At 56.4% G+C, this 24,983-nt stretch carries 23 protein-coding genes and 2 pseudogenes; 8 read left to right on the top strand and 17 right to left on the bottom strand.

The features are described 5' to 3' along the window. Positions 1 to 609 precede the first annotated feature (609 nt). The 17 genes and pseudogenes from ACOZK9_RS07425 to ACOZK9_RS07345 form a co-directional block, all read right to left on the bottom strand. Positions 610 to 2,577, bottom strand: coding sequence for a DNA topoisomerase III (locus tag ACOZK9_RS07425; protein ID WP_421555540.1), 1,968 nt, complete (start codon positions 2,575 to 2,577; stop codon positions 610 to 612). Between the two features lie 225 nt (positions 2,578 to 2,802). Beyond that, the gene (locus tag ACOZK9_RS07420; protein ID WP_421555539.1) at positions 2,803 to 3,273 is read right to left on the bottom strand and encodes a single-stranded DNA-binding protein; all 471 of its coding nucleotides are present in this window, start codon (positions 3,271 to 3,273) and stop codon (positions 2,803 to 2,805) included. Further along, positions 3,270 to 3,788, bottom strand: coding sequence for a DUF3158 family protein (locus ACOZK9_RS07415; RefSeq protein ID WP_421555538.1), 519 nt, complete (start codon positions 3,786 to 3,788; stop codon positions 3,270 to 3,272). Before ACOZK9_RS07415 ends, ACOZK9_RS07420 begins: the two co-directional genes overlap by 4 nt. Then, positions 3,785 to 4,540 (bottom strand): PFL_4669 family integrating conjugative element protein, encoded by a 756-nt coding sequence (locus ACOZK9_RS07410; RefSeq protein WP_421555537.1) that lies wholly within the window; start codon positions 4,538 to 4,540, stop codon positions 3,785 to 3,787. The genes ACOZK9_RS07415 and ACOZK9_RS07410 overlap by 4 nt, the downstream gene beginning before the upstream one ends. A gap of 217 nt (positions 4,541 to 4,757) precedes the next feature. Then, complete coding sequence (locus ACOZK9_RS07405) at positions 4,758 to 5,948, bottom strand: STY4528 family pathogenicity island replication protein (RefSeq protein ID WP_421555536.1); 1,191 nt, start codon at positions 5,946 to 5,948, stop codon at positions 4,758 to 4,760. Beyond that, entirely contained in the window at positions 5,945 to 6,493 is a 549-nt protein-coding gene (locus ACOZK9_RS07400) for a DUF2857 domain-containing protein (RefSeq protein WP_421555535.1), read from the bottom strand. Before ACOZK9_RS07400 ends, ACOZK9_RS07405 begins: the two co-directional genes overlap by 4 nt. Further along, complete coding sequence (locus ACOZK9_RS07395) at positions 6,490 to 8,076, bottom strand: ParB family protein (RefSeq protein ID WP_421555534.1); 1,587 nt, start codon at positions 8,074 to 8,076, stop codon at positions 6,490 to 6,492. The genes ACOZK9_RS07400 and ACOZK9_RS07395 overlap by 4 nt, the downstream gene beginning before the upstream one ends. Positions 8,077 to 8,090: 14 nt before the next feature. Next, a complete protein-coding gene (locus tag ACOZK9_RS07390) occupies positions 8,091 to 8,300 on the bottom strand; it encodes a hypothetical protein (RefSeq protein ID WP_421555533.1) in 210 nt (69 codons plus the stop codon). 83 nt (positions 8,301 to 8,383) lie between these two features. Further along, the gene (locus ACOZK9_RS07385) at positions 8,384 to 9,226 is read right to left on the bottom strand and encodes a ParA family protein (RefSeq protein ID WP_421555532.1); all 843 of its coding nucleotides are present in this window, start codon (positions 9,224 to 9,226) and stop codon (positions 8,384 to 8,386) included. A 4-nt stretch (positions 9,227 to 9,230) separates the two neighbouring features. Then, positions 9,231 to 9,461 carry an AlpA family transcriptional regulator gene (locus tag ACOZK9_RS07380; protein WP_226505903.1) on the bottom strand — a complete coding sequence of 77 codons (231 nt, stop codon included), beginning with the start codon at positions 9,459 to 9,461 and terminating at the stop codon, positions 9,231 to 9,233. 116 nt (positions 9,462 to 9,577) lie between these two features. Beyond that, positions 9,578 to 10,327 carry a hypothetical protein gene (locus ACOZK9_RS07375; RefSeq protein ID WP_421555531.1) on the bottom strand — a complete coding sequence of 250 codons (750 nt, stop codon included), beginning with the start codon at positions 10,325 to 10,327 and terminating at the stop codon, positions 9,578 to 9,580. A 468-nt stretch (positions 10,328 to 10,795) separates the two neighbouring features. Next, the gene (locus tag ACOZK9_RS07370) at positions 10,796 to 11,944 is read right to left on the bottom strand and encodes an IS256 family transposase (RefSeq protein WP_421555626.1); all 1,149 of its coding nucleotides are present in this window, start codon (positions 11,942 to 11,944) and stop codon (positions 10,796 to 10,798) included. Further along, positions 11,942 to 12,484: pseudogene (locus ACOZK9_RS07365) on the bottom strand (IS66 family transposase zinc-finger binding domain-containing protein); the annotation flags it as partial. The pseudogene ACOZK9_RS07365 and the gene ACOZK9_RS07370, both read right to left, overlap by 3 nt. Before the next feature lie 61 nt (positions 12,485 to 12,545). After that, complete coding sequence (tnpB, locus tag ACOZK9_RS07360; RefSeq protein ID WP_421555530.1) at positions 12,546 to 12,881, bottom strand: IS66 family insertion sequence element accessory protein TnpB; 336 nt, start codon at positions 12,879 to 12,881, stop codon at positions 12,546 to 12,548. Then, positions 12,878 to 13,195: an IS66-like element accessory protein TnpA gene (gene tnpA / locus ACOZK9_RS07355; protein ID WP_149662236.1), complete on the bottom strand. Its 318-nt coding sequence runs from the start codon at positions 13,193 to 13,195 to the stop codon at positions 12,878 to 12,880. Before tnpA ends, tnpB begins: the two co-directional genes overlap by 4 nt. Before the next feature lie 65 nt (positions 13,196 to 13,260). Further along, positions 13,261 to 13,452, bottom strand: a pseudogene (locus ACOZK9_RS07350) (transposase); the annotation flags it as partial. Between the two features lie 204 nt (positions 13,453 to 13,656). Beyond that, positions 13,657 to 14,583 carry a LysR substrate-binding domain-containing protein gene (locus ACOZK9_RS07345; RefSeq protein ID WP_421555529.1) on the bottom strand — a complete coding sequence of 309 codons (927 nt, stop codon included), beginning with the start codon at positions 14,581 to 14,583 and terminating at the stop codon, positions 13,657 to 13,659. 293 nt (positions 14,584 to 14,876) lie between these two features. Between ACOZK9_RS07345 and ACOZK9_RS07340 the strand changes: the two genes are divergently transcribed. The 8 genes from ACOZK9_RS07340 (at position 14,877) to ACOZK9_RS07305 (ending at position 24,872) form a co-directional block, all read left to right on the top strand. Beyond that, on the top strand, positions 14,877 to 16,220 hold the full coding sequence (locus ACOZK9_RS07340; RefSeq protein WP_421555528.1) for an OprD family outer membrane porin: 1,344 nt from the start codon (positions 14,877 to 14,879) through the stop codon (positions 16,218 to 16,220). 564 nt (positions 16,221 to 16,784) lie between these two features. Continuing rightward, positions 16,785 to 18,365 (top strand): ABC transporter substrate-binding protein, encoded by a 1,581-nt coding sequence (locus ACOZK9_RS07335; protein ID WP_421555527.1) that lies wholly within the window; start codon positions 16,785 to 16,787, stop codon positions 18,363 to 18,365. Next, positions 18,366 to 19,493, top strand: coding sequence for an NAD(P)/FAD-dependent oxidoreductase (locus tag ACOZK9_RS07330; protein ID WP_421555526.1), 1,128 nt, complete (start codon positions 18,366 to 18,368; stop codon positions 19,491 to 19,493). It abuts the gene before it with no gap. Beyond that, positions 19,462 to 19,770, top strand: a complete 309-nt coding sequence (locus ACOZK9_RS07325; RefSeq protein ID WP_346015231.1) for a (2Fe-2S)-binding protein — start codon at positions 19,462 to 19,464, stop codon at positions 19,768 to 19,770. The genes ACOZK9_RS07330 and ACOZK9_RS07325 overlap by 32 nt, the downstream gene beginning before the upstream one ends. Next, positions 19,767 to 21,167 (top strand): FAD-dependent oxidoreductase, encoded by a 1,401-nt coding sequence (locus tag ACOZK9_RS07320; protein ID WP_421555525.1) that lies wholly within the window; start codon positions 19,767 to 19,769, stop codon positions 21,165 to 21,167. The genes ACOZK9_RS07325 and ACOZK9_RS07320 overlap by 4 nt, the downstream gene beginning before the upstream one ends. Then, the gene (locus ACOZK9_RS07315) at positions 21,164 to 22,105 is read left to right on the top strand and encodes an ABC transporter permease (RefSeq protein ID WP_421555524.1); all 942 of its coding nucleotides are present in this window, start codon (positions 21,164 to 21,166) and stop codon (positions 22,103 to 22,105) included. Before ACOZK9_RS07320 ends, ACOZK9_RS07315 begins: the two co-directional genes overlap by 4 nt. Then, on the top strand, positions 22,102 to 22,974 hold the full coding sequence (locus ACOZK9_RS07310; protein ID WP_421555523.1) for an ABC transporter permease: 873 nt from the start codon (positions 22,102 to 22,104) through the stop codon (positions 22,972 to 22,974). The genes ACOZK9_RS07315 and ACOZK9_RS07310 overlap by 4 nt, the downstream gene beginning before the upstream one ends. Beyond that, positions 22,971 to 24,872 carry an ABC transporter ATP-binding protein gene (locus tag ACOZK9_RS07305; protein WP_421555522.1) on the top strand — a complete coding sequence of 634 codons (1,902 nt, stop codon included), beginning with the start codon at positions 22,971 to 22,973 and terminating at the stop codon, positions 24,870 to 24,872. Before ACOZK9_RS07310 ends, ACOZK9_RS07305 begins: the two co-directional genes overlap by 4 nt. The last annotated feature ends 111 nt before the right edge of the window (positions 24,873 to 24,983 follow it).

Below are 24,983 nucleotides of genomic sequence, written 5' to 3'. Positions count from 1 at the left end.
TCAAGCTACCTGGGCTGGGCTGTCGACGACAGCGAACCACGCCCTTTGTATAAGCCTGTCACAGGGGAGCGTCAAGACGCTGCAACCCGATTTTTTAAGGCCGGAATACGGTGGCAGTCACTGGAATTAAGAAAATGAAAAAAATGAAGAGTGGGCCTGGCGGGATGCCAGGCGAGGAAGAGAAAAACCACCTTTGGCGGTCTTACGCAGTCGACAAGCGCCTCGCAACACTTGGTTGAACTGCGCCATGATTCGCCAACCGACCCTTGTCGTGGCCTGGGTCGGAACCTGCTGGCACGCATCCGCGCACAAAGGGTGCCCCGTATTTCCCCGGCGGGCTCCGGGACTGAATACGATCGCCGAAGCGGATGACCAGTGTTGCCCTAGAGGCAACACTGGTCATCCGCCACCACGATCAGGTCGAGCACAAAACGGGAGCGAAATCCCACAGAAGAGAAGGCTCCGAACTCAATGAGTCCGACCGAGCTACCCGGAGCGAGTCGGTCTTGGGTCGCCATTGGCGATGATCCTGAGGCACTAAAGCAGAGAGGACTGGACGACGTCAAGGCAGCGCGTACACCGTTCTCATGATGATCGTCTCATGGCATATCATGAGCGACGCGTATCTTTACTGATCGACACAGTGCCCTTGCAATCCGGATAGCGGGAGCATGACCAGAACGGCCCTGATTTGCCCTTTCGCCTGAGCATTGACGCGTTGCACTTGGGGCAGCCCGGACTCGTTTCGACCGCTATTGCCAAAGTGAGCGAGCGGCAGTGTGCGACCAACTGCGCAATCCAGCTCGCCTGCTTGGCAACGAACGCATCCAGGGTCAGGCGTCCCGCTTCGATTTCGTCCAGCGCCTGTTCCCAGATGGCGGTCATACCCGGATCTGCGACTGCGGCGGGTACCGCCTCAATCAAGGTATGGGCAGCGGCGGAGGCCATCAAGGCGCGCTTTTTCTTCAGCAAATAACCGCGATCAATCAACCCTTTGATAATTCCGGCTCGCGTGGCTTCAGTACCGATACCGGTGGTGTCCCGAAGTTTCTGTTTCAGGCGCGGGTCGTTGACCAGCTTGGCGACGTTTTTCATCGCCTTGATCAGATCGCCCTCGGTGAGAGGTTTGGGAGCGGCAGTGCGCATGGATTTGAGTTCGACGTCGTCCACTGCGCACTGCGTGCCTCGTTGCAAGACGGGCAATACTTGCGACTTTTGACTGGATTCATCCGCTTCCGCAGCGTCGTAGAGCAAGTGTTTCCAGCCCTGGACCAGGATCTGTTTGCCAACAGCGATCAAACGCTCTTCGCCGCACTTCAGCTCAACCTCGGTTCGATCAAACTCATGATGCGGCAGAAATTGCACGAGGTAGTGGCTACGAATCAGTTCGTAGACTTGGCGTTCTTGTTCAGACATCCGCGCCAGGTTTGTCGGCTCGGTGGTGGGAATGATGCCGTGGTGCGCGGTGACCTTGGCATCGCTCCACACGCGGGAGCGCAATGATCGATCGAGGCTCCCGAAAGCAGGTCTGAGAGCCGGATCCGTTTCGAGCAGGGCGTCGAGTACTGCGGGAGCCTCGTTGAACATACTCTCTGGCAAATAGCGGCAATCGCTGCGCGGGTAGGTGGTGGCCTTGTGGGTTTCATACAGAGCTTGGGCGATGTTCAGGGTTTCCTGGACGCCGAGCCCCAGCTTACGCGAACAGACTTCCTGCAACGTGCTCAGGTCGAAGGGCAGGGGTGGTGCTTCGCGGGAATGTTCAGTCTGCAACGAGAGCACCGTGGCGGACTTACCATTGGTGATTGTTTGGGCCGCCTGATGGGCAAGCGCCTGTTGCAGGCAACGCCCCGCTTCGTCCCGTCCGGAGCGTGGCGGTAACCACGATGCGATGAATCGCTGGCCCATCGACGATAGGAGCGCTTCAACGTTCCAGTAAGGTACCGGGACGAAGCCGGCAATCGCACGATCCCGATCAACCACCAGACGTAAGGTGGGTGTCTGGACGCGCCCCACTGACAAAACGCCGTCGTAGCCTTCCCGCCGACCAAGAAGGGTAAACAAACGACTGAGGTTCATGCCGATCAACCAGTCGGCACGGCTGCGGGCAAGCGCCGAGTGATAGAGCGGGAAAGTCTCCTGACCAGACTTCAGCGAGGAAAGGGCTTTACGAATCGACGCCTCGTTGAGGGCGGACAACCAGAGGCGCTCGACAGGGCCACGATAGTTGCAGAGCTCCAGTAACTCACGGGCAATCATTTCACCTTCGCGATCGGCGTCGGTGGCGATGACGACGTTGGTTGCTTCACTGAGCAGCCGTTTGATGACCTTGAATTGTGCCGCGGTTTTGGGTTTGACTTCGACCTGCCACTGCACGGGAATGATCGGTAGATGGTCCAACGACCAGGATTTGTACTGATCACCATAAGCTTCAGGTGGGGCTGTCTCCAGCAGATGGCCGATACACCAGGTGACGGTTGAATCGGCGCCTATCAAGCAACCATCACCACGCCGAGTCGCCCCGAGCACCTTGGCGATGTCACGACCCTGGGACGGTTTCTCGCAGAGGAAGAGACGCATAGAACTGCTCCGGATTGAGTTCGGAGCAGCGTTGGTGAAAACAGCAGGGTCGAGATATGAGAAACCTGAATGGCAGGTTCCTCATATTAGTTGGTGAAGGCAGGCTTGAATGGACCGAGGCTGCTAACCCGTTGCGGGTGGACGGCAGTGTGGATCTTCACGAGCAGCGTGTAGAAACACGCCAGCACCTTCGCGCAGAGGCGCAATTTTTATGCCTGAAGTCTGTCAGTTCGCAGGTGGCTGCCCACTGCGCTTTCTGGGTTTCGACGCTGGTGAACTGGCCTGTTCTGTACTTTTCCCGACGTGTGTCGCAGATGCCGCGGGTTCACTGGATCGTTCTCGCATGACTACGCTGCGAACCCGATGAGGCAGAATACCGACACGACGGGCCTCGATTTTGAAGGTCACCCGCGCGTTGTCTTCGCTATCCTCCCACTCATCGCGCACCGTACGACCTTCGACCAGCACGCGCATGCCTTTCTGGTACAGCGTGCTCCAGTGTTCAGCCTCACGGTGCCAGAGCTCAACTGGCGCCCAATAACCGCCTCGATCTTCATAGCTGCCTTCGCGTGGGATGGGGTTGTCGAAGTACACATTCAGCCGTAGCAAACGCCGTGGCTCGTCATTGCCTGATGGGAACTCCTGGAACTCTGGCGCACTGCCGATATTGCCTTCGCCAACGAAAAAAGTACTCATGGTGATACCTCCACTGCGGGTGTGAACTGGCGCAGCAGCCGTTCGGCGCTGTCCATTTTGATCGCACAGGTCGTGGCCTGGCGGTAGAGCGAATGCACTACGCTCATCTGCAGGTTCAGTGCAATGCGCTCGCATTCGAAACGGTGTAATCCCTCGCGCACGACCTGGGGCAGGGCGTTGTTGCAGATCTGGCGTTCCCAGACCGCAACCCCCATGCGGGCAAAATCACGGGTGCGCCAACGCAAAAAAGTGCTGCCCGCGCTGGTGTTCTGCAGCACCAATCGGATATCCAACAGTGAATAAGGAGGCTGTCCGGCCTGCTGCACCACAGACTCCATCAGGCGACATAACTGCGCCTCAATTTCCCTCGCCACCTGCGCCAGATGCTCCAACTCCCCCTTACCCTTAAAAGGTTTTAAAAGGCCTTTTAGGGAGGCTGCGTGTTCGAGCTGTCGATAGGCATCCGGTGTCAACGCGTCGAAGGGCATTGGGTGAGCCGAGGTCAGGGGACTCATGCTTCGTCTTCCGGCTCATCCACTGTCGCAGACGGTTCTTCCGCGTCCTCTGCCAACGCGTCGACGTCATCCACTGGCACAGCACCACGGCGAATGATCGGCGGCGCGAACTGGGAGCGGCGATGCCCCTCCAGGATGTCCATCGGGGGCAAACCCATCTTCTCGATGGCCGCAATGGCGCGGGCGTTGTTCGCCGCCATATCATCGCGTGTGACGCCGGCATGCCGATAGCGCTGGGCCTGGCCGAATAGGCTGCGCAGCAGATGGGCGCCATCATCGATCCAGGCTTCCATGTCGACGCGGCCGATCAGGGCGGTGTGATGGGCCAATAGGGTACGACGCACCAGCGTGTCGTAGTCGGTCAGTAGGTAGACAGCGAGAAAGCCCAGCTGGCTGCCGATAAACAACGGCAAGGTGACGGGGTGGATATTGAGGTTGTCGCCCATGTCGATCTGTGTCGGCAGGTCCTGCCTGATCCGATCCAACTGTTGGGTCAGTTCCCGCATCCCAGCCTTGGCCTGCATCAGTTTTTCTTCGAGTTGCACGATGGCCCAATCGGCATAGGGATCGTCCTGAGCTGCGGTTTGTTTGATCAGGTTGGTCACGCTGATGTACCCCGCCATGCCCATGATCGAGTGGACACCTTCGCGTGCCGTCCGACCTTGCCAGATACGCGCGGCGTGGTGAGTGTGCAGGGTCAGGGTGATGCTGCTGCGCAATGAACCTAGGTTGAGTTGATAGTGATCGGCCACAGTGTTGTCCTCGCATAAGCTTGGACGGGAACGTTGCGCCAGATGAGGGGCAAGGACAGCCAAAAAGCTGAACGCGGTCTGTTCGGTTTGGTTTAAGAGGGCTATCTATGGAGACGTCAGTGGAAGGGTGTCCCGGCTTTTCCCTAAGAGTTTCATAGTTTGGTCCGACGTGTTCGTAGAGTGGAACTCCATGGATTTGATGCCAGTGGCATCAAATCTACTGACGTCCACCGCGTTTGCCGCGCAGTTGGCGCAGCTCATTCAGGCACGCTTGGGCAAGGGCAGAAGCGGGTTCGCCCTTTTGTCGACACGGCCGCGAGGGGGCGGGTGGGGGCGGTTCTGCAATGGGTGATGGTTCGGCCTGACCTGCCCAAGGCCGAAAGTCGCCTTTCAGTGCACGCTGGATCAGGCCCATCAGATACGCCGCTGGCTTGCGGATTCCACCGGCCGCACAACGTGCCCCCGCTTCGTTGAGCACCGCCTGCCGATCCACTGGTTTGAGCTTGTTCAGCGCCACGGCGACGGCCTGACGCTCGTTTGGACTCAGGTGCAGCGCAGCGGGCCAGCGCAGGTTATCCACCGCTGGGGTCGCGCGCGGTACTGTACAAATACTTTCTTTTAATACAGTACAGGCGGCGTTCGGATTCCGAACGGTGCCGGAAAGACTGGCGTTCAGACTCGGTTCGGAATCCGAACGAGGGCCTGCACGATTCCGAACGAGGGCATCTTCCCCCCGTTCGGAATCGTGCAGAGCGGCATCGGTTGCCGGATCCAATCCTTGCTGCGCCCAAAGTTCGCCCCAACTGTCGAGCCGCGTCGGTAATCGATCCCGATCAATATTCGTGTCTTGGCGGACTTCCTCCACAACGTGCTGGGCGACAATACGTACCGCCTTGGTGGCATGACCGAGGGCATGTCCGACCAGCGCCAGGTAATCCTGATCCAGTTCCATGGCTTCGGCGGGAGTTAACGGCTCATCGTGCAGAACGTACAGCGAACCTTGAAGACGTCCGCTGTGCTGATCGCGTCCGCGACTCACCAAACTGAGCCAGCGCGTCAACCTGAGCATCGTCAACACCCGAGCAATGGTTTCACGGGAGGCTGACGCACCGTAGGGCACGCTTGATAGGTAAGGCTGCAAATCCTCATAGCGCGGTGTGACCACGCCCTGACCCTGCAGCATGAGCCGAAACACCTGCCAGGCATTGCGTTCCAATGGCGTCAGCCGACTATCCAATAGCAGCCGACGTGGCACGACTTCGTGAGATTGGCCACTGAACAAAAAGCCCGCCTGCAGGGCCTGGTTGGAGGGATGTTCAGTGGTGGGGCGTGCGGGCCAACGTTCACTCAGCTGCTGGGTGCATTGCTGCAGGACACGCTGCCAGCGACTGGCAGGGGCAGTGTTCATGTTCCGTTGCTGTACTGGTCGATCTGCTGCCAAACGATGGTCAAGCTGATCTGTTGCTCCTCCGCCAGCATCATCATGGCGTCGAGCTGATCCTCGGTACCATCTTGCGCGCGCAGTTGGCACCATCGCTGCCAGAGCGCATGTTCCTGGGCTTCGCTCAAATGCTGAGGACGGCCCTTACGGGTTTCTATCTTGAGCAGACGCCGACGCAGGGCGGTTTCCGAATGCGCCAGGCCGAAGCACTGATACATGATGGTGCTGCTGGCGCCGAGCTTGAGCGCTCGATTGATCAATCGCTCGTTCTGCTCGTCGCGTTCAGATTGTTCGATCAACCGATGCAGCACCGGTGAGTCAATCTTGACCTCAACCCAGGGTACAGTGGCATGGGCCAGGCGTGACAGCGTGGTGGGTGGTAAGGACTGCAACAGGTATATGTCGTCCTCACCCAGTCCGAGTGCTTTGCAGCGCTGCAGGTTGCCCTGGCGCAACTCGTGTAGCACCTGGGTCAGCATGGCTTGGTTGAGCACATTGAAAGACAGATTCATAGCAGCTCCTTCGGTGAGTTGCCTTCCTGGTTGAGCGTTAAGTCGATCAGGCGGCGGGCCAGGCGGATCAGGCGATACAGTTTGATGAGCAGACTGTCGGGTAATCGCTCCAGTCCCACATCCATGGCGGGACGATCTGTGAACGGAAGTTGATAGACCCCCAACAGCAGCTGCCCGAAAAGGGCTGAAGGCAGTTGCTTGCGATCCTCCCAGTTCACTTCGTCTTGAGCACGCAGCAGGGCCAGGAGCATTAAGTGAACGCCGGCCGCGCGAGGCGCTGCAAGATCAACTCGCTCGATGTTCAGGGCGAAGCCCAAGCCAAGCTTCTGATCGATGATGCTCTCGGGATGTCCAGCATAGGCCGCCATTTCCCGCGCCAGTGTGGCAATGGCGGATCGCAGTTGTTCGGGGCTATCCAGTGCTGGTGCGATGGTCCAGATGTCGTCGATCGCATAGGTGTCGACCGAAGATGCCGCGTCGGTGGCGGTCTCGCGATCGATCTGTTCACGAATCTGTTGAACGCGAGACGGAGGGCTGACTGCTGATACGACGTTCGTTTCAGGTGGCGAAAGCAATTCCTCTCTCGTTGGTTCGGTCTGGGGTTTGGCATCCGTTGATTTGGAATGGTGCTCGGAAGAGGGAGCCCCTGCCGCGGCGACATCAACGCTTGGCAGATGGCTGTTCTCTGAGGGGGTGGTCACGACGATGCCCGGCGTCGAGATGAGCCGTTGGGTGTCGCTCAGTTCCAAGGCCAACATACGGTAGGACTGTCCGAGTAAGCGGCTCATCCGTTCGAGCAATTCATCCTGGATTTGCTCAAGATCGAAGGACTCGGGTTCTGCATCGAAGTAGCCCAGGGTCTCGAGCCAGAAATCGACGAACGCAACGGGGGCGGTTGGATATCGGTTCCAGGTTCGTTCTGCCTGGCTGCGTAGGCCGATCAGGCGTTCGATCTGGGGCTTACCCAATCCGGCATACAGAGTTTGTGGAATGGCGGGCAGTAGGTGTTCGAGGGTGTCGAGCATCCGGCTGATGTGCGGCTGCGAAATCGGATAGCCTCCAGCGGCAAGATGTCGTGCCAGTTCCCGTTGTGAGAACACAGCTCCCTCTGCTTCGAGCATGGTTTTGAGTTTGGCTACCGCCAGAGCCCGCTCGATGAAAGTGAGTTGGCCGTGCAGATCGCTTTCAGCCAGATGGCCGAGTAGGGCGGTGATTTCATTGCTCCAAGGTCGGAACAGGCAATGGATGCGAAAGAAGCGCTCGTCGCGAGTTTCCTGCCACAGTTCGCCGAGAATCGCCAAGCGCGTATTACCGCCGTTGCGGATGATGAAATAGGTTTCACCCGGCCGTCGGGTAATCGGTGGCGGTTGATCCAGCCCGCGTTCACGGATCGAAGCCTTGATATCGTCGTATAGCGGATTACGGATGAAGCGCGGGTTGTGTTCGTAGGGCCGCAGTTCCTCCAGCGTGACCAACATAGGCGTGTCAGTAAGTGGATCGGACAGCCGCTCCAACTCCGGCCCTCGAGGGAAGTGGTCCTGGTGCAGCTTGTCGGTGATCTGCTCCTGACTGAGCTTCTTCATCGGAACAACCTCAGTTAACGCCGGTTACGCAAATGGTCACCGACCTCGAACTTGACGATCTCGGCAGTGCCTGAACCTTCGAAATGCCGGGAGAGTTCTGCGAGGAACCAGCCCATGGCCGAGCGCCCACCCTGCACGCGAAAGACAACGGTGCAGTACTCCTCACAAGGTGGGTGGTGTGGTTGAGTGGACGGTGGAACGGTGATGGGAAGTTGATCCAACATCAGAAGACTCCTAGCCAAACGGTTGGCCTCAAGGTCGATCAAACACAATGACGGGGTGAGAAATGCGGGTTTGGTGATTTGTCTCATTGAGCCTCCGCGCATCGGCTCACCGAAGAGATCGCTTTGTGCCATTCCGGAAACAACTCAATGGCCAGCGCTTGCATGGTTTCCAGCGCAGATGGCGAGCGTCGTTCCCGTGACCGGCGTGTCTCGACTCGGTGGACCGGCAGGCCAAGAGAGGCCGCATTGAGGTACGCCACTCGGTCTGGAACTACGGTGTCTAGAACTGAGATATTGGTAGTCCCAGCAAAGGTTTCGCGCAGGCCACGGATGATCATCCGTGTGTCCACTCGAATACTGTTCACCTGGTTCAGTAGCAATCGCAAAGGGGGCGGTGCAATGCCCAGGTGGCGGAAAGGTTCGAGTTCGCTGAGTAGCTTCAAGGTGCCACGCTGCAGTTCGCGGGCGGCGAGCATTTCCGGGGTGATGGGAGAGAGGGCGAGGTCGGAAGCGAGGATGGCCATCTCCAGCAGCACGCTACGCGCACCTTGGGTGTCGATCAAAAGCAGGTCGTAACGGGCGCGGAAGTTGTCGAGCAGATTGCGCAGCCGTAATCGCCCATCAGGAGCGTGCAGCAGCAAGGTACTCAGCCGGCCTTGATCGTCGTTGGAGACGATCAGATCGAGCCCTGCAATCACTGTCCTGGAAATAATCTGGGCAGGCATAGCTAGGTTGAGTGCGATGACCTCGTATGCACCCGCATCAGCCTTCTGTTTCAAGGCGTAATAGCTGGAGAGGGTAGGTTGGCTATCCAAGTCCAGTAGCAAAACGCGTAGACCCGCATCCGCCAGAAGACCGCCGAGATTCGCGGTTACTGTGGTTTTGCCCACCCCGCCTTTAGTGGATACCACCGAGACCACACGCATGGCATCAGGCCTGCTGACCCAAGCGCTCAACGACCCATTGCTCGATCTCCAGCGAGTCCCAGCCGACTGCGCGTAGTCCAATGCGTTTAGCCTGAGGAAATTTCCCTTCTTTCATCAGGTTGTAGATGTGCGCACGCTTGAAGCCGGTTTTTCGCTCCACCTCGTCACGCCGCATGATGTGACGTTCGATCTGCAGTTGAGGTGCTTCAACGATGGGTGAGGATTGGCTGGACATGCTGGTCACTCCTGGCGCGGATTGGCACTTGGTGGGAAGTGACCTGAATTGAATAGCAGAAATGGGGGGAGAGTCATTGCGCTGCAATCGTTGGGATTGCAGTGCAATGACTCCGTCTATTGGTTTTTTTTGAGGCTGCGATTCGCCGCGGCGAACTTTTCATCTAGCGTTCGTTTGCTCAGGCCGGGTACCTCGCCATAGCGTGCTATAACGGCATCGACGATTGCAGATTGGCTTTTGAAAACGGATAGACGGTGACCAGCGGGCGATTGGTCCAAGAAGAGGTTGAGCAAAGCACCGATAATGTTCTGATAGGTGAGTTCGCTACGTTCGCTGATTTGTCCATGCGTTTTGACTATTGCTTTGAGGTCATCCCGTTCAAGTCCGATAGCCTGGAGGTCTACCAAAATATCTTGGAGGTGATGCTGTAGCGTATCCAACTCTCGCAGGAGGGTATCGCGATCCGCTTGTAGCGCAAGGAAGGTTCCGATACTGACTTTTTCATGAGCGTCACTGCCTGATCCAAACAGAAAGCTGGGCTTCTGATCGGGATAATAAATCTGCATCCAGTGGCGTAAATCGGAGTGGCGTATCGTAAGTTGAAAGGGCTCCACGTCACTTCCTTTGGGAACCGAAATACCGAGACAGCCATAAGTCAGTTCTCCATTACATACTGCGTCGTAGATTTTTTCGATAGCTGCGTGCAAGCAGGGCCATTGCGGAAATAGGGAGGTAAGCTCTTCGGGACGTGACCATGTTGCTTGGACTATCTGTGCTTCGTAACGGATGAGATTGCACCAACGCAATGCTGCGTCGATTGGGCGATAGAAGGTTTTGGAATGCGGATTAAAAGCATAAAAGGACATGATAGCGATGGACCTCCATTCCTATTGGATAGGCCTCTCGCCGAATACCTGTATACCAACCTAGCTGATGGCAGTGGCTGTTTACTCGGTTTTTTAGCGTTGCGAGGTCATTCCATTTACCTATTGCTCGATGTTGTTTTCGTATATGTTTAATCGAGAGCCTATTCTGAATTTGGAAACGGGCCCTTGTAGCCTGTATTGTTCATGAATTCATATGGCGGCAGCCTACAGAGCATTTTTTGAAGACAATTTATTTTTGAGTGGGTTCAAAGCAACAAGAAAATTATTATTAAAGGTTTGTCTAATGGTTGATAACTGGTTTCGGATCTGGGTTCGACAAGCTATGCTATTTTCCAATAACTTGATGTTGTTTTAATATGTGACTGATTAATAGCCCATCTGTTGTGATGGGATCGTGTCCCAGGAAGTCGTGTAACTCATCACGGCTCTGGCCACTGAGTTTGCCGTTTAGTTGATCACGGCCGACAGCTTGGCCTGCGGATTATCGCTGACCGCCTCGAAGGCCTCCAACTGCATGTAGCGCCTTTGCAGGCACCATTCGTCGTTCTGCTCCAGCAGCATCGCCCCGACCAGCCTCGTAATTGCCGGATCGTTGGGAAAGATGCCCACGAAATCGGTTCGCCGCTTGATCTCGGCGTTCAGCCGCTCCAGCGGGTTGGTGCTGTGTAGCTGCTGGCGGTGCGCTTTCGGGAAGGTCATGTGAGCCAGTACTTCATCCTCGCAGCCGTCCATTAGCACGGCGATTTTCGGATATTTTTCACGCAACTGATCGGCCACCAGACGCCATTGTTGGTGGCATTCAACGCGACTGTCCTGAGCGAAGACTGTGCGCAACAACGCCGCCACCATGCTGCGCTGACCCTTGCCGACGTGGGCCATCGCGTTGCGCATGAAATGCACCCGGCAGCGCTTCCAGGTCGCGTGGAAGACCTTGGCGACAGCCGCCTTGAGGCCTTCGTGAGCGTCAGAGATCACCAGCTTTACCCCGCGCAAACCGCGACGCATCAGACTGCGCAGGAAGTCCGTCCAGAACGGCTCATCCTCGGAAGGTCCTACCCGCATGCCCAGAACTTCCCGACCGCCATTGGTGCTCACAGCCACGGCGATTATTACCGCGACCGAAACGATACGGCCTGCCTCACGCACTTTAACGTAGGTGGCGTCGATCCAGAGGTACGGCCAGTCGCCCTCAAGGGGTCGATCCAGGAACGCATTGACGCGTTCATCGATCTCGCCCGCAAGCCTGGATACTTGGCTTTTCGAGATGCCGGTCATGCCCATGGCCTTGACCAGCTCGTCGACTGAGCGCGTGGAAACACCCTGTATATAGGCTTCCTGAATCACTGCCGCCATCGCCTTCTCGGCGGTTCTGCGCAGCTCTAGGAACCCAGGGAAGTAACTGCCTTGGCGCAGTTTGGGGATCTTCAGATCAACGTCGCCGGCACGGGTTTGCCACAGGCGGTCGCGGTAACGGTTGTGACTGTTTGTACGGTCAGGACTTTTGACGTCGAAGCCGGCGTCACACAGGCTTTCGACGTCGAATTCCATCATCCGCTGGGCGACGAACTGGATCATTTGCTTGAGCAGATCAGCAATGAGGGTTTCGCAGTCATCGCAGACCCATTTACCACGCACATGGCGTTTAACTGTAAACACGCCGGGCGTGTAATCCAGCTTCTCGCTGACGTCCTCGCCGATGCGCTTGAGGGCGCAGCCGCACGGGCAGTGAGTGTTGTCCGGTTCGTGATGGATCAGTGTGCGCGGAAACTCAGCCGGTAGTGCAGTGCGCTTGGGCTTCTGCTTTTTCTCGGTCGCCGCTGGTACTGTTTGCAAGGCTTGAAGCTCGGCTTCAATCGCGGCGATATCGGTGTCGATCAAGTCATCGAGCAAACTGGCCTGCTCAGGATTCATCTGCTCGCTGCGCTTGGCAAACTTCAAACGCTTAAGCTGAGCGATCTCGTGAGTCAGTTTCTCAATGACTGTTTGATCACGGTTGATCTTCTTGCTCATCGTCTCAACGGTTTTACCCATCGTTTCGACCTGGTGGTTGAGCGTCTCGACACGCTGCATCAACTGCGCCGCCAAGGCGCGCAGTTGTTCAGGGGGCAGGTGATCGAGATTGGGTAGCGAAGTCATGAGGCCGATTTTGCCAGAGCAGGCAATTCGCGACGATAGACCGATAGGCTAATGGCAGCCGTTAAAGCAGTGTGATCGAGCCTCCAGAACCTGCGCGTTGCCATGGCAGACCTAGTATCAAGGCTTGAAGTTGCTCGATATCCAGCTCCATCTCGCAGCCTTGTCGAATGCCGGGCCAGTGAAACTTTCCTTGGTTCAATCGGCGAGCAACCAGCCAGACGCCAAACCCGTCATGCACCAAAACTTTCATGCCAGTGGCGCGGCGGTTGGCGAACAAATAATCGCAGTGCGGCTTCGCCGCACCGAACACCGCAATCACCCTGGCCAGCGCAGTTTCAGTGCCAGCACGCATATCCATGGGCTCGGTGGCGAGCCAGATTGCATCGATGCGAATCATTGCGTGAGTCCACGGACAAAACGAGCGCAGCCTTCAGGATCAGACGTCGGCCATTTCACTGACATCGACTGCTCACCAAATGGCAGCTCAATAATCGCCGACCCTTCCGCCTGCCGTTTGGGCGTAGCTCTCAACGGAACGAAAGCCGGCAACGTCGCTGGTGGCTGATCTCGGTAAAGCGGTAGCCACTTGCGGATCACGTTGGCGTTGATGCCGTGGCTGATGGCGACGCTGGATAGGGTTGCGCCCGGTTGCAGGCATTCCTGAACAACCTGGGCCTTGAAGGGTTTCGGGTAAGAGCTTCGTTGGCGCATGGAAATCCTGATGTTAAGGGCGATCGCGTCCGCTTAAAAATACGCGGACACCATCGCCCTTAATGCTGGAGTTCGGAAGGTGTGTTGGCTGGACGCTTACGTTCTGCCTGAGGTTTGCTGTAGCGCTTTATCCAGGCATAGAGGCTATGCGTCGACACGCCAAGACTCGCCGCCACATCAGCGACAGGCAGCTTCTTTTCGGTCACTTGATTGACCGCTTGGATTTTGAATTCTCCGGGATAACGTGGGTTGCTCATGGCACCTCCTGATTGGCCTCAGTTTAAGGCATGGAGGTGTCTACGAAACCCGGGGCGACTCAGTACGCCTATCTCCGATGCCAAAGCCTTGACGTTCTGTGGAAAGCAGAGTTGTAGTTCTCTCTAGTGAGAAGGTAGCAACTAGCTTCGTGTTTGATTTGCGCATTCGAAAAATTGATTCGCTCTGGGAGTTAAGAGTTTGAACTAGGCTCGGACAATCAGATTGGCAGGAACCATGTTTCGTATTTCTCGTCGAGCATGATCTATGAAAGGTTTTAAAATAAGCGTGGATGAGTTTCGCTGGGAGATTACTATTGAGTAGTCATTTATGATTGCAGGCTCAAATGGAATAAACTTTAGCAAGTTTCCCGAGTAGCCACTGGCTGTCAATGGGTCGACAATCGATACTCCTAATCCTGCCTCGGCTAATTTTAGTATTGCTATGGTTGTTTGCGTTTCGGCACTTATCCTGCGTTTCACTCCATATGATAGCATAAGAGAGTCAATTTTCATTCGTATCTCCATTAGGGGGAGAAGCGAAATATAGCGCTCGCCTTCGAAATCTTCTGGGTGCAATACACGCTTACGCGCTAGCGGGTGATTTACGGGAACCACTCCTACCATTTTCGCTGTCACCAGCGTCTCACTGTTCCCGAGTCGTGTGGCCCTCATAGGGAACATTGCGAAACCTAAATCACATCGGTCCTGCTGAACCATATTCAGCACTGTTGCCGAACTGTGCATATGCATGGAAACGACAGCATCTGAATGCTCAAGCGTGAAGCTCGCAATGGCCTTGGGCAAAAAAGACAGCGCCATGCTAGGTGCCGCAGCAATCTCAAGGCGACCGAGTTTCAACGTTTTGATGTTGGATGCGGCATTCGCAATGCGCTCAATGCCAATCAGGGATTGCTCGACATCCTTGAATAGAATTGCCGCCTCTGGCGTAGGCAACAAACGCCCCTTGATACGGGTAAAGAGAGAAATAGAAATTCGGTCTTCCAGGTCGGCGATAAGGCGCGTCACGACGGGTTGTGTGACTTCAAGCATCTCTGCTGCGCCCGTAACAGTTTTTCGCACCATGATGGCTCGAAACGCCTCAAGGTGACGCAGTGTGATTCGATTCTCCACAAATCTCTCCCTGGTAAATAGCATTGCAACATAGGCTAATAGTATAGCGACATTTAAATCTGTTTTTGAAAATAATTAATGCTTATAAATCAATGGCATAAATATCTATGGCCCCCCTATTGCTAAAAAGCATTGTATGGACCAAACCTCATTAGATTTAACACTGATAGAGGTGTGGATGCCATAGCAATACGGGTGTTTCGGCTCAAGGGTTCGATATGTAGGCGTAGCGACACATTGAGGCTTTGCTCTGGAGCACGTTAAAAAAATAATGTACATAGGAGCGATAACAATTGAAAAAGAGCACCCTGGCATTAGCTGTTGCCACGGGCATTCTGGCCCAACACGTGAGTGCCGCCGGCTTCATTGAAGACAGTAAAGCCTCCATCAGTTCCCGTACTCTGTATTTTGATAGCGATCAGCGTGACCCTGGCGGTATTGATCAGCGCCAAACGGTCACCGGTCTCAAGTTTGATTTTCTGTCCGGCTTCACTCAAGGAACAGTAGGCGTTGGTTTAGATCTGCAAGGGGTTCAGGGCTTTACCCTGGGCGGTGGCACTTCACCGCACGGGACTACGACGAGTAACACAGTTTCTCCCCTTGATACGGATGGCACACCCGTTGGTACGTGGGGTCGTGTGGGCGCGAACGCCAAGGTCAAATACTCTAGGACCCAGTTGAACGTAGGTAACGCGCTGTCGCCTAACTTGCCAATTCTGGTGGCGAACGATGGTCGTCTTGTACCAACCGCTTTTCAGGGTGCCATTCTGACCTCGAATGAGATTGATAACGTTACTCTGACAGTCGGTGAACTGAATCGAGTCATCGGGCGAGCATCCTCTAACTGGTCTGGCATCGCTGCGGGTGGTCGGAAGGGCTCTGACAGCTTCCGGTTCGCAGGCGCCGACTGGAAGGTGACGAAGGACCTCACGCTGCAGTACTACCATTCGCAACTCGAAGACTACTATCGCCAGAATTTCTTTGGCTTGCTTCATGTTTTCCAAATAGCACCCAATCAAACCTTCAAGACAGACTTACGGTACTTCAGTAGCAAATCAGATGGAAAAAACGGTAGCGACGTAAACTACCAATACAAGAATGGCTACAACGCCGGCGGATTAGGTAAGGTGGACAATGACACGTGGTCTGCTGCTTTCATCTATACTCTGGGCGGGAACGTTTTCACGTTGGGGCATCAGCGAGTCAGCGACAGTGGTGGTATGGCGTACGTTAACAATGCCAACGTTGTGGATGGCCGCGGGCGTAACGAAGGTGAGGGGGGCGCCAGTATTTATTTGTACACCGACCTGACAATCAACAGCTTTGCCAGGGCAGGCGAAAACACTACGTTCGGCATGTACAGCTATGACTTTGCCGGACTTGGAGTGCCCGGTTTAAAGCCGTCCATCTACTATGCGAGCGGTCGAGACGTGCGCGGCACGGGTAACGCAACCACTGGACGTTATGATGAGTGGGAGCGGGGCGTCCGGTTGGACTACACACTGCAGAGTGGGCCTTTCAAGAACTTGAACTTCTCGCTGCGTCGGGCAAACTTCAGGACTGACCTTCCAGAGACCATCGTGAAGGATCAGGATCAAACCCGGTTCTATATAAATTACACCTACGCACTTTGGTAGGCGCAAAAGATAGCCATCTAGTGCAACGCTGATTTTTTTAATTTAACTAACCTCGCAATGCAGGGCTCCAGCCTCGGACATTGGCGCATAACTGTGCGTCATTGTCCGGGGCTGTTGTGTTTTCACGCCATTTAAATTCGCTGTTCGACTACTGCAAGGCGGTATTTTTCGGCACGCGGTCACCTGTATCTGCGGGGCGGAATCTGATCCATCGCAACCTGCATCGGAGTGTTACCTCAGGTAGCGAATCAAGGTCGGTAGCAGAGGCTTAGCACTACATTGGGTAGCAAGCGCACCGCCGTCGGGCAAGCTTTCAGCCATAGGATTGCAAATACATAGCATTTAAGCATGCTCTCATATCATTAGGCTTTAGATATTGTTAATAATAAAATAAAAATCCTTATTAATCAGTAAGTTAAATATCTATGGTCCGGGCATTGCTAAATAACATGGTGTAAGGCTAACGATGCTGCGGGACGTGGAATAGTTGATTGCTTTCTAGGCTATCCACGCAGTCATCGGAAAGTCCTGATGTGGTCTTATCAATATTCAAGGAGCCTTTAGATGACATCTCATCGTTTGACGATTCGTTCGAGTGCATTAGCAGTACTGCTGGCGTTGTATGGTTCAAGTCCTGCGGTGTTCGCCCAGGACGATGCCCGTTCTCTTATCGCCGTCAGCTCGGGCGCTTCTGACATCACTACGCTCGATCCACACCGTGCGACATTGTTGGGGGATAAAGGGGTCGTGTCCGAACTGTTCAATGGTTTGGTTCGTTTCCCGCCAGGAAGCGCCGACCCCAAGGAATTGCAGGCCGACCTGGCTGAGAAGTGGGAGGCGTCAGCGGATAACCGGATCTGGACGTTTCACCTGCGCAAAGGCGTTCAGTTTCATGGCGGCTACGGCGAACTGAAAGCGGCCGATGTCGTGTATTCGATCCAGCGCGCCGGAGATCCTAGCCGTTCAAGCTTCGCAGCTAACTTCGCCATCATCGACAAGGTTGAATCGTTAGACGACTACACGGTGCAAATCACCCTGAAGTACCCAGATGCAGCATTCCTTGGTCGCGTATCTAACTATCACGGCGGCAATATCATCAGCAAAGCCGCAGCGGAAAAATTGGGCGACAAGTTTGGCCAATCGCCCATTGGCACCGGCCCGTTCGTATTCGGTGAGCATGTCACTCAGCAATACGTAAAGCTGGTAGCCAACGACGCCTATTTCCTGGGCAAGCCCAAAATCGGCGGGATCACTTATCGGATGATTCCTTCAGATAGTGCTCGGGATCTCGCGTTTACGTCGAACGAGTTGGACCTTACCGCTGGTAAACGTGAGCAACGTTGGGTTGAGCGCGCAAGAAGTCGTGGCGTGAAGGTCGATGTATTTGAACCCGGCGAATTTCGAACGCTGTTCCTAAATCGAGCGATCAAGCCGTTGGACAACCTGAAAGTGCGCCAGGCAATTGCCGCCGCCGTCAACCTGGACGAAATCGTGCGCTATGTAGGCAAGGATGTAGCGGACAAAGGCTGCTCGGTCATACCCAATAGCTACCTCGGTGTGGACTGCGCTTCGGATGGCTATAAATACGATATGGAACGCGCAAAAAAACTGTTGGCGGAGGCGGGCTTTGCGAGCGGCATTGTTCTCAAAGTGGTGGTATCCAACGCGCCTGCCCAGCAACCCATTATGGAAGTCGTTCAGGCGCAGTTGGCCAAGGTCGGAATCAAGCTGGACATGGAAGTCGTCGACCATGCGACCTATCAAGCCAAGAGTCGCCAGGATCAGAGTGCGATTGTCTTTTACGGCGCTGCGCGGTTTCCAAATGCTGATTACTGGCTGACCGAGTTCTATGACTCCTCGGCTTCGATTGGCGCTCCTGGAGCGATGTCCAACTTCGGTCACTGTTCGGTGGCTGACGAGGCCATTCGTAAAGCTCGCATTGAAGCCAATCCGCAGGAGCAACTAGCCCTGTGGAAGCAGGCGCAGTCGCGGATTCACGACGATGTTTGCGCCATCCCCCTGTTTGGCCTGAAGCAAGTTTGGGCGCACAGTGATCGCGTGAACTACGGCTACGACTTGAAGGGTGCGCTGAACCTGCAACCGCCGATTACTGAACTCACGACGGTTACCGGGAGTGGGCGCTAAATGTCCTTCGAATATGACGTGATCGTCGCTGGCGGCGGAATGGTCGGTGCCGCTATTGGGTATGGGTTAGCCGGAATGAGTCGCCGGGTGCTCATGCTGGATGGGGCGGATACGGATTTTCGTGCAGCGAAGGCCAACTTTGGTTTGGTTTGGGCCCATGGTAAAGGCTTCGGTCACCCTGCTTACCAGCGCATGTCACTTCAGGCGGCAAGAGATTGGCCACAGTTCGTCATGGAGCTTGAGGCGGAAAGTGGCATGGAGCTGGCGTATGAGTGTAACGGAGGATTGAACTTCTGCCTGAGCGAGGATGAGTTCTACGCCCGCACGCATCACATCGCCAGATGGCACGCCCAGACCCCGGAGCTTGCCCCCACAACTCAAATGCTGGATCGGGCCGAGCTCAACCGGCGCTTCCCCTCGCTGCGTTTGGGAAAGGAGGTGGCAGGCGCTAGTTTTGGTGAACTGGATGGACAAGCGAACCCTCTTCGTGTGATGGCGGCGATGCATAAGGCATTCCTGCAAAGGGGAGGGACACTGCGCAGCAATCAGGCCGTGAAGGCCATTCACAAACTGCCGGGTGGCGGATTCGAAGTGGTGGCCGGGACGCTCCGCGCGCGCGCTGAGCGTGTGGTGATTGCGGCGGGTCTCGGATCGTCAGCGCTTGGGCCGATGGTGGGGCTGGATGTGCCACTGCGTCCCCAGCGGGGGCAAATCCTGGTGACCGAGCGAATCGCCCCATTGCTGCCCGTTCCCGCAAGCGGCCTGCGTCAAACAGGCGAAGGGACGGTCATGATCGGTGTAACCCAGGAAGACGTTGGGTTCGACCTGGCCACGACCGCTGAGGGCGCCGCGCGCATGGTGCGCAAAGCCCTGAGGATTGTTCCGGATCTGGCGAAAGCGAAGTTGATCCGCCAATGGTCCTGCCTGCGGGTCATGACACCGGACGGCAATCCCGTCTATGCGACATCCATCAGCCATCCAGGCGCGGATATCGCGCTATGCCATTCCGGCGTGACCTTGGCTCCCTTTCATGCGGGCGCCTACGCCAAGGCGCTGATTGACGGGGTACTGCCTGCCTCTTTGGAGATCTTTCATCATGGGCGTTTCAATGTTCAAAAGACTGCCTGAGTCGCCAACCGCTACGTTGACGCTGTTTATTGACGGCATACCCGTTGCAGCGGCTGAAGGAGAGTCGGTCGCCGCTGTGCTGTTGAGGCAGGAAGCGCTGGCCAGCCGTACGACTCCAGTGCTTGGCACCCCACGGGCACCCTATTGCATGATGGGCGTTTGCTTCGATTGCCTCGCGGTCATCGATGGTGTGGCCTCTACACAATCCTGTTTGGTGACAGTGCAAGAGGGCATGCAGGTGGAGCGCCAATATGGTCGGCGGAGCGTGACGGCATGACACGTAAATTTGATGTGGTTGTGATCGGTGCAGGTCCCGCCGGCATGAGCGCGGCGATCGGCATGCGCGAGCTTGGCCTTGGCGTTTTGGTGGTCGATGAGCAACCTGCACCGGGAGGACAAATCTGGCGCGCAGTCGAAGCCGTTGCGCCCACCCCGACAGGTGCGATTCTTGGTAATGAGTACCGCGCCGGTGCCGAGCTCGTCGCGCGATTTCGAGGGTGCGGCGCGGTTTATGAACCACAGACCCAGGTCTGGAAGATCGAGCCAACGTGGAGGGTGTTCCTCAAACGTGACGGGCAGGTCGAGGCGGTGCGTGCTGACCAGGTTGTATTGGCCACCGGCGCTCAAGAGCGACCGGCGCCGTTTCCTGGTTGGACGCTGCCGGGCGTATTGACCGTCGGCGCAGCCCAGATCCTGTTGAAGACCTCAAGCCAGGTGCCTTCACAACCTGTGTGGGTGGTCGGCTGCGGTCCGCTGCCACTCTTGTATATGGCGCAGCTGTTGCGTGCAGGAGGGCGTATCGCCGGGTGGATTGATACTTCGCCCCCGGGTGGATGGCGCCGCGCATTACCTTGGGCGGGTGCAGCGCTGGCCGACCTGAAGGAAATCGGCAAGGGCCTTAAATGGTTGTATGAAATCAAAAGCGCCGGCGTTCGCCGGGTGTGCGGAGCGACTGCTCTGCGAGCGCTGGGTGAAGGACGCCTTGAGGCATTGGAATACGTCCAGTCCGACGGTAAGTCGGTTCGTGTCGAGGCGAGTGTGCTGCTGTCCCACGAGGGCATTGTGCCCTCCATCCACATTACGCAGGCGTCGGGCTGTAAACACAGTTGGAGCAAGCAGCAGTCGTGCCTCTCGCCTGACCTTGACGAGTGGGGGCAAACCACCGAGTCCGGTATCTACGTGGCCGGTGATGGCGCGGGAATCGGCGGCGCGAAAGCGGCGTGTGTACGGGGTGAGATTGTTGCGCTGGGCATTGGCATGCGTGCCGGACGTATCACTGCAGACGCAGCGAGCGCCAGGAAGAAAAAACTTCGAGAGAAGCTGGATTCATTACTGCGTTTGCGGCCAATGCTTGATGCGTTGTATCCACCTAGGGCAAGCATTCTCGCGCCATCCAACGACACCATTGTGTGTCGCTGTGAGGAGCTGACCGCAGGCGATATTCGCAAGGCCGCTGCGATCGCTTTGCCTGGCCCCAATCAACTCAAGGCGTTTACCCGGGCGGGCATGGGGCCGTGTCAGGGTCGACAGTGCGGATACACGGTCGCGAACATCATTGCAGCGGAACAAAAACAGTCTGTTGCGACCGTGGGGTATTTCCGTATTCGCCCACCGTTAAAGCCGCTGACGCTCGGTGAGTTGGCGTCGCTTAATATCGATGAGGATAAGTCATGATGCAATTTGCGATCAAACGACTCCTGCTGGCCATACCTACGTTGATTGCCATGTTGACGGCGGTGTTTGTATTGGTGCGCCTGGTCCCGGGCGATCCGGCAGCGGTGATGCTCGGTGATCAGGCCAGCGCCGAGTCACTGAGTGCCATGCGCACTCAGCTCGGCCTGGATCAACCGGTTTACGTTCAATACCTGCGGTTTCTTGGCGATATGTTGTCGGGCAACTTCGGTGTGTCCATGTCCAGCGGCCGGACCGTGGCGCAAGAAGTGGCCCTGGTGCTTCCCTGGACACTGCAACTGACGTTAGCGTCGATTGTGATTGGTCTGATCCTGGGCTTGCCTTTGGGCGTCTGGGCGGCACTGCGGCGTAACGCTTGGCAGGATTACCTGGGCCGAGTGCTGTCGCTGGTGGGACTCTCATTTCCAGCGTTTGTGTCGGCGATTCTGATGTTGCTGGTGTTTGCCATTCATCTTCGGTGGTTCCCGGTGATAGGCAGTGCCGTGGATGGAGGATGGCTGGCGCAGCTGCATGCGCTGGCGCTGCCGGCGTTCAACCTTGGCCTGATCATGACGGCTTACGTGATGCGCGTTACCCGTTCATCCATGTTGGGTGTCATGGGTGAAGACTACATACGAACGGCCAAAGCCAAAGGTGTCCCCGCGATGCGCCTGGTCTTGCGGCACGGCTTGCGCAATGCACTGATCCCCATCGTGACAGTGGTCGGATTATATTTCGGTACGTTGATTGGCAACTCTGTACTGACTGAGATTGTGTTTAACCGACCAGGGCTGGGTAAGTTGATTCTTGGCGCATTAAATACTCGTGATTACAGCTTGCTCCAGGGTTTGATGGTGGTGTTCGCCTGCTGTGTCATTGTCGTCAACATCTTTACCGACCTTGTCTATGGGTTGGTTGATCCTCGAGTGAAATTCAAATGACCTCTTTAGCCGCACCATTAGCCGCCAGGCCGAATGGGCTTTGGCAGGCCTTGGCTACCAATCGAATGGCGTGGATCGGTATCGGATTGCTGTTACTGATCATATTGATTGCCGTGTTTGCGCCGCTGTTGGCGCCCTATGATCCTTTGCAGCAAAACATTGCTTATCGACTTGAGCCTCCGTCTGCAGAGTTCTGGCTGGGCACAGACAGTTACGGACGGGATGTCCTGTCACGGCTGATCTATGGCGCACGCGTGTCACTGCTTGTCGGTTTCGTGGCGGTCATGATTGCCATGACTATCGGCTCTGCACTGGGTGTTCTCGCAGGCTATGTAGGCGGGGTGCTGGACCGGTTCATTATGGGGCTGGTTGACGTGTTGCTTTCCTTCCCGACCTTGCTCCTGGGACTGATGGTGGCTGCCATGCTGGGCGCGAGTCTGGAGAATCTCATCATCGCGATCGCCATCACCGAAATTGCCCCATTCGTGCGCGTCGCCCGCGCACCGACCATTGTGTTGAAACAAAGGGATTTCGTTGAAGCGGGCCGCTCATTGGGGTACGGGCCGTTGCGCCTGATGGGTATCCACATACTGCCGAACATGATTTCAGAAGTCGTCGTGCTGGGCGCCCTGTGGATGGCGACCGCGATTCGCACCGAAGCGTCGCTGAGCTTCATTGGTCTGGGTGCACCGCCACCCACACCGACATGGGGCAGCATGATCCGTGAAGGCTTTGAAAATATTCTGGATGCGTGGTGGCTGACTGTCTGCCCGAGCATCGCGATTCTACTGACGGTCCTGGCGCTCAGTCTTCTGGGCGATGCGTTACGTGACGCCATAGATCCCAAAACACGATCGGAGCGCTCATGAATACGCACAGCGTCATCACCTCTCGCTCTCGGAGCATTCAGACCCCTATGAATGACACTCTCATCAGCGCCGCGGCTTCAGCCGGGACCCAGCAAGCGGTTCTGCAAGTCAGCGGGCTCAACGTAGCGTTTCGCCGGGGCGACGCATGGGCCTCAGTCGTCAATGGCCTGGATTTTAGCGTTGCGCGGGGCGAGACCCTGGCAATCGTCGGCGAGTCAGGTTCCGGCAAGAGCGTTTCAGCGATGGCGGTCATGGGACTGCTGGCGCCAAAAAGCAGCCGCGTCCAAGGCAGCATATGCCTGGATGGGAGGGAGTTGCTGGCCCTTTCAGAACCTGAAATGGCGACCCTGCGCGGTAATCGGATTGCCATGATTTTTCAGGAACCGATGACCTCGCTCAACCCGGTCATGAGCATTGGGGAACAGATTGCGGAACCCCTGCTCCTTCATCGCCGACTGAATCACGCCGAGGCACGCGCCGAAGTGTTGCGCCTGATGGATCGAGTCCGAATTCCGGCAAGTAACCAGCGTTTCAGCGATTACCCTCATCAGTTTTCGGGCGGCATGCGTCAGCGCGTAATGATCGCGATGGCGTTGGCGTGCAATCCATCGGTGCTCATCGCTGATGAACCGACCACGGCGCTCGATGTGACCATCCAGGCGCAGATACTGGAACTGATCAAAGAACTGCAAACGCAAGAGCAGATGGCGGTGGTGTTCATCACTCACGACATGGGAGTCGTAGCGGAGATCGCGGATCGCACTTTGGTGATGTACCGCGGTGACATGATCGAGACCGGAGTCACCGCTGACATCTTTGCGCGCCCGCAGAAGGCGTACACCAAGGCACTGATAGCGGCGGTTCCAGAATTGGGCTCCATGAATGCGCACAATCTTCCGCAGCCATTCCCGATCTATGACATTAACACCGGCGCGACCGCACCCGTTCCACTGGTCAGCGACAGTGTTCAACATGACGCTCCGTACTTGCTGGAAGTATCGAACCTGGCCGCGCGTTTCGACGTTCGTTCGTCTTTCTTCAAGCGAGTGACCGGGCGTGTGCATGCCGTAGAGAACGTTAACTTCAATCTCCGACGCGGTGAGACGCTGGCTATCGTCGGCGAGTCCGGTTGCGGTAAGTCGACGACAGGGCGACTGATTACAGGCCTGTTATCCGCAACGGGCGGCCAGATCAAGGTCGAGGGTCAAGACATTGGGAGCATTGCCCCGATGGAGCGCGCCAGGAAAATCCAGATGGTTTTCCAGGATCCCTACTCAAGCCTCAACCCACGTCAGAGTGTTGCGCAGGCACTCATCGAACCGTTGCGGGTGCATGGCCTGGCCAGTTCGCGCGACTGCGAACAGGCGGCAGTGGAGTTGCTGGCCAGGGTGGGATTGCCGGCCGATGCAGTGTTGCGCCTGCCCCATGAGTTTTCAGGCGGGCAGCGCCAGCGGGTTTGCATTGCCCGCGCGCTGGCGTTGCGGCCTGGAACGATCGTAGCGGATGAAGCGGTTTCAGCACTGGATGTATCGGTGAAGGTGCAGATCGTCAATCTGCTGTTGGAATTGCAGCAAGAGATGGGACTGGGGTTCGTTTTCATCAGCCATGATATGGCCGTGGTGGAACGCATCAGCCATCGCGTGGCCGTCATGTACATGGGTGAGATCGTCGAAATAGGACCCCGCGCCGAGGTCTTCAGCAATCCGCGACACCCTTACACCCGTCGTCTGCTCGAAGCGGTCCCGGTCCCTGATCCGGCGCGCCGTCAGACTCGGCACCTGGCCCCTCGCGAACTGCGTACCCCCTACAAGTCACACGACTTCAAGCCTGCGGTCAGGACCTACCATCAAGCCGGGCCCAACCACTTTTACATGGAGCCGGGAGACGAGTGGAAGTGAGTTGATGTTCGGTGGATGAACTTAGTCGCAAGGACAAGTTGAGCTGAAGTAACGATTCATATCTAAAACGATGCGATGCAAGTAGTGCCGTGCGAGCGCGGTACTACGCAT

The organism is Pseudomonas kitaguniensis, assembly GCF_049199985.1.
Lineage (GTDB): Bacteria > Pseudomonadota > Gammaproteobacteria > Pseudomonadales > Pseudomonadaceae > Aquipseudomonas > Aquipseudomonas kitaguniensis.
The sequence above is the reverse complement of the archived record's forward strand: the minus strand, read 5'-3'. Positions and strand labels throughout refer to the sequence as shown.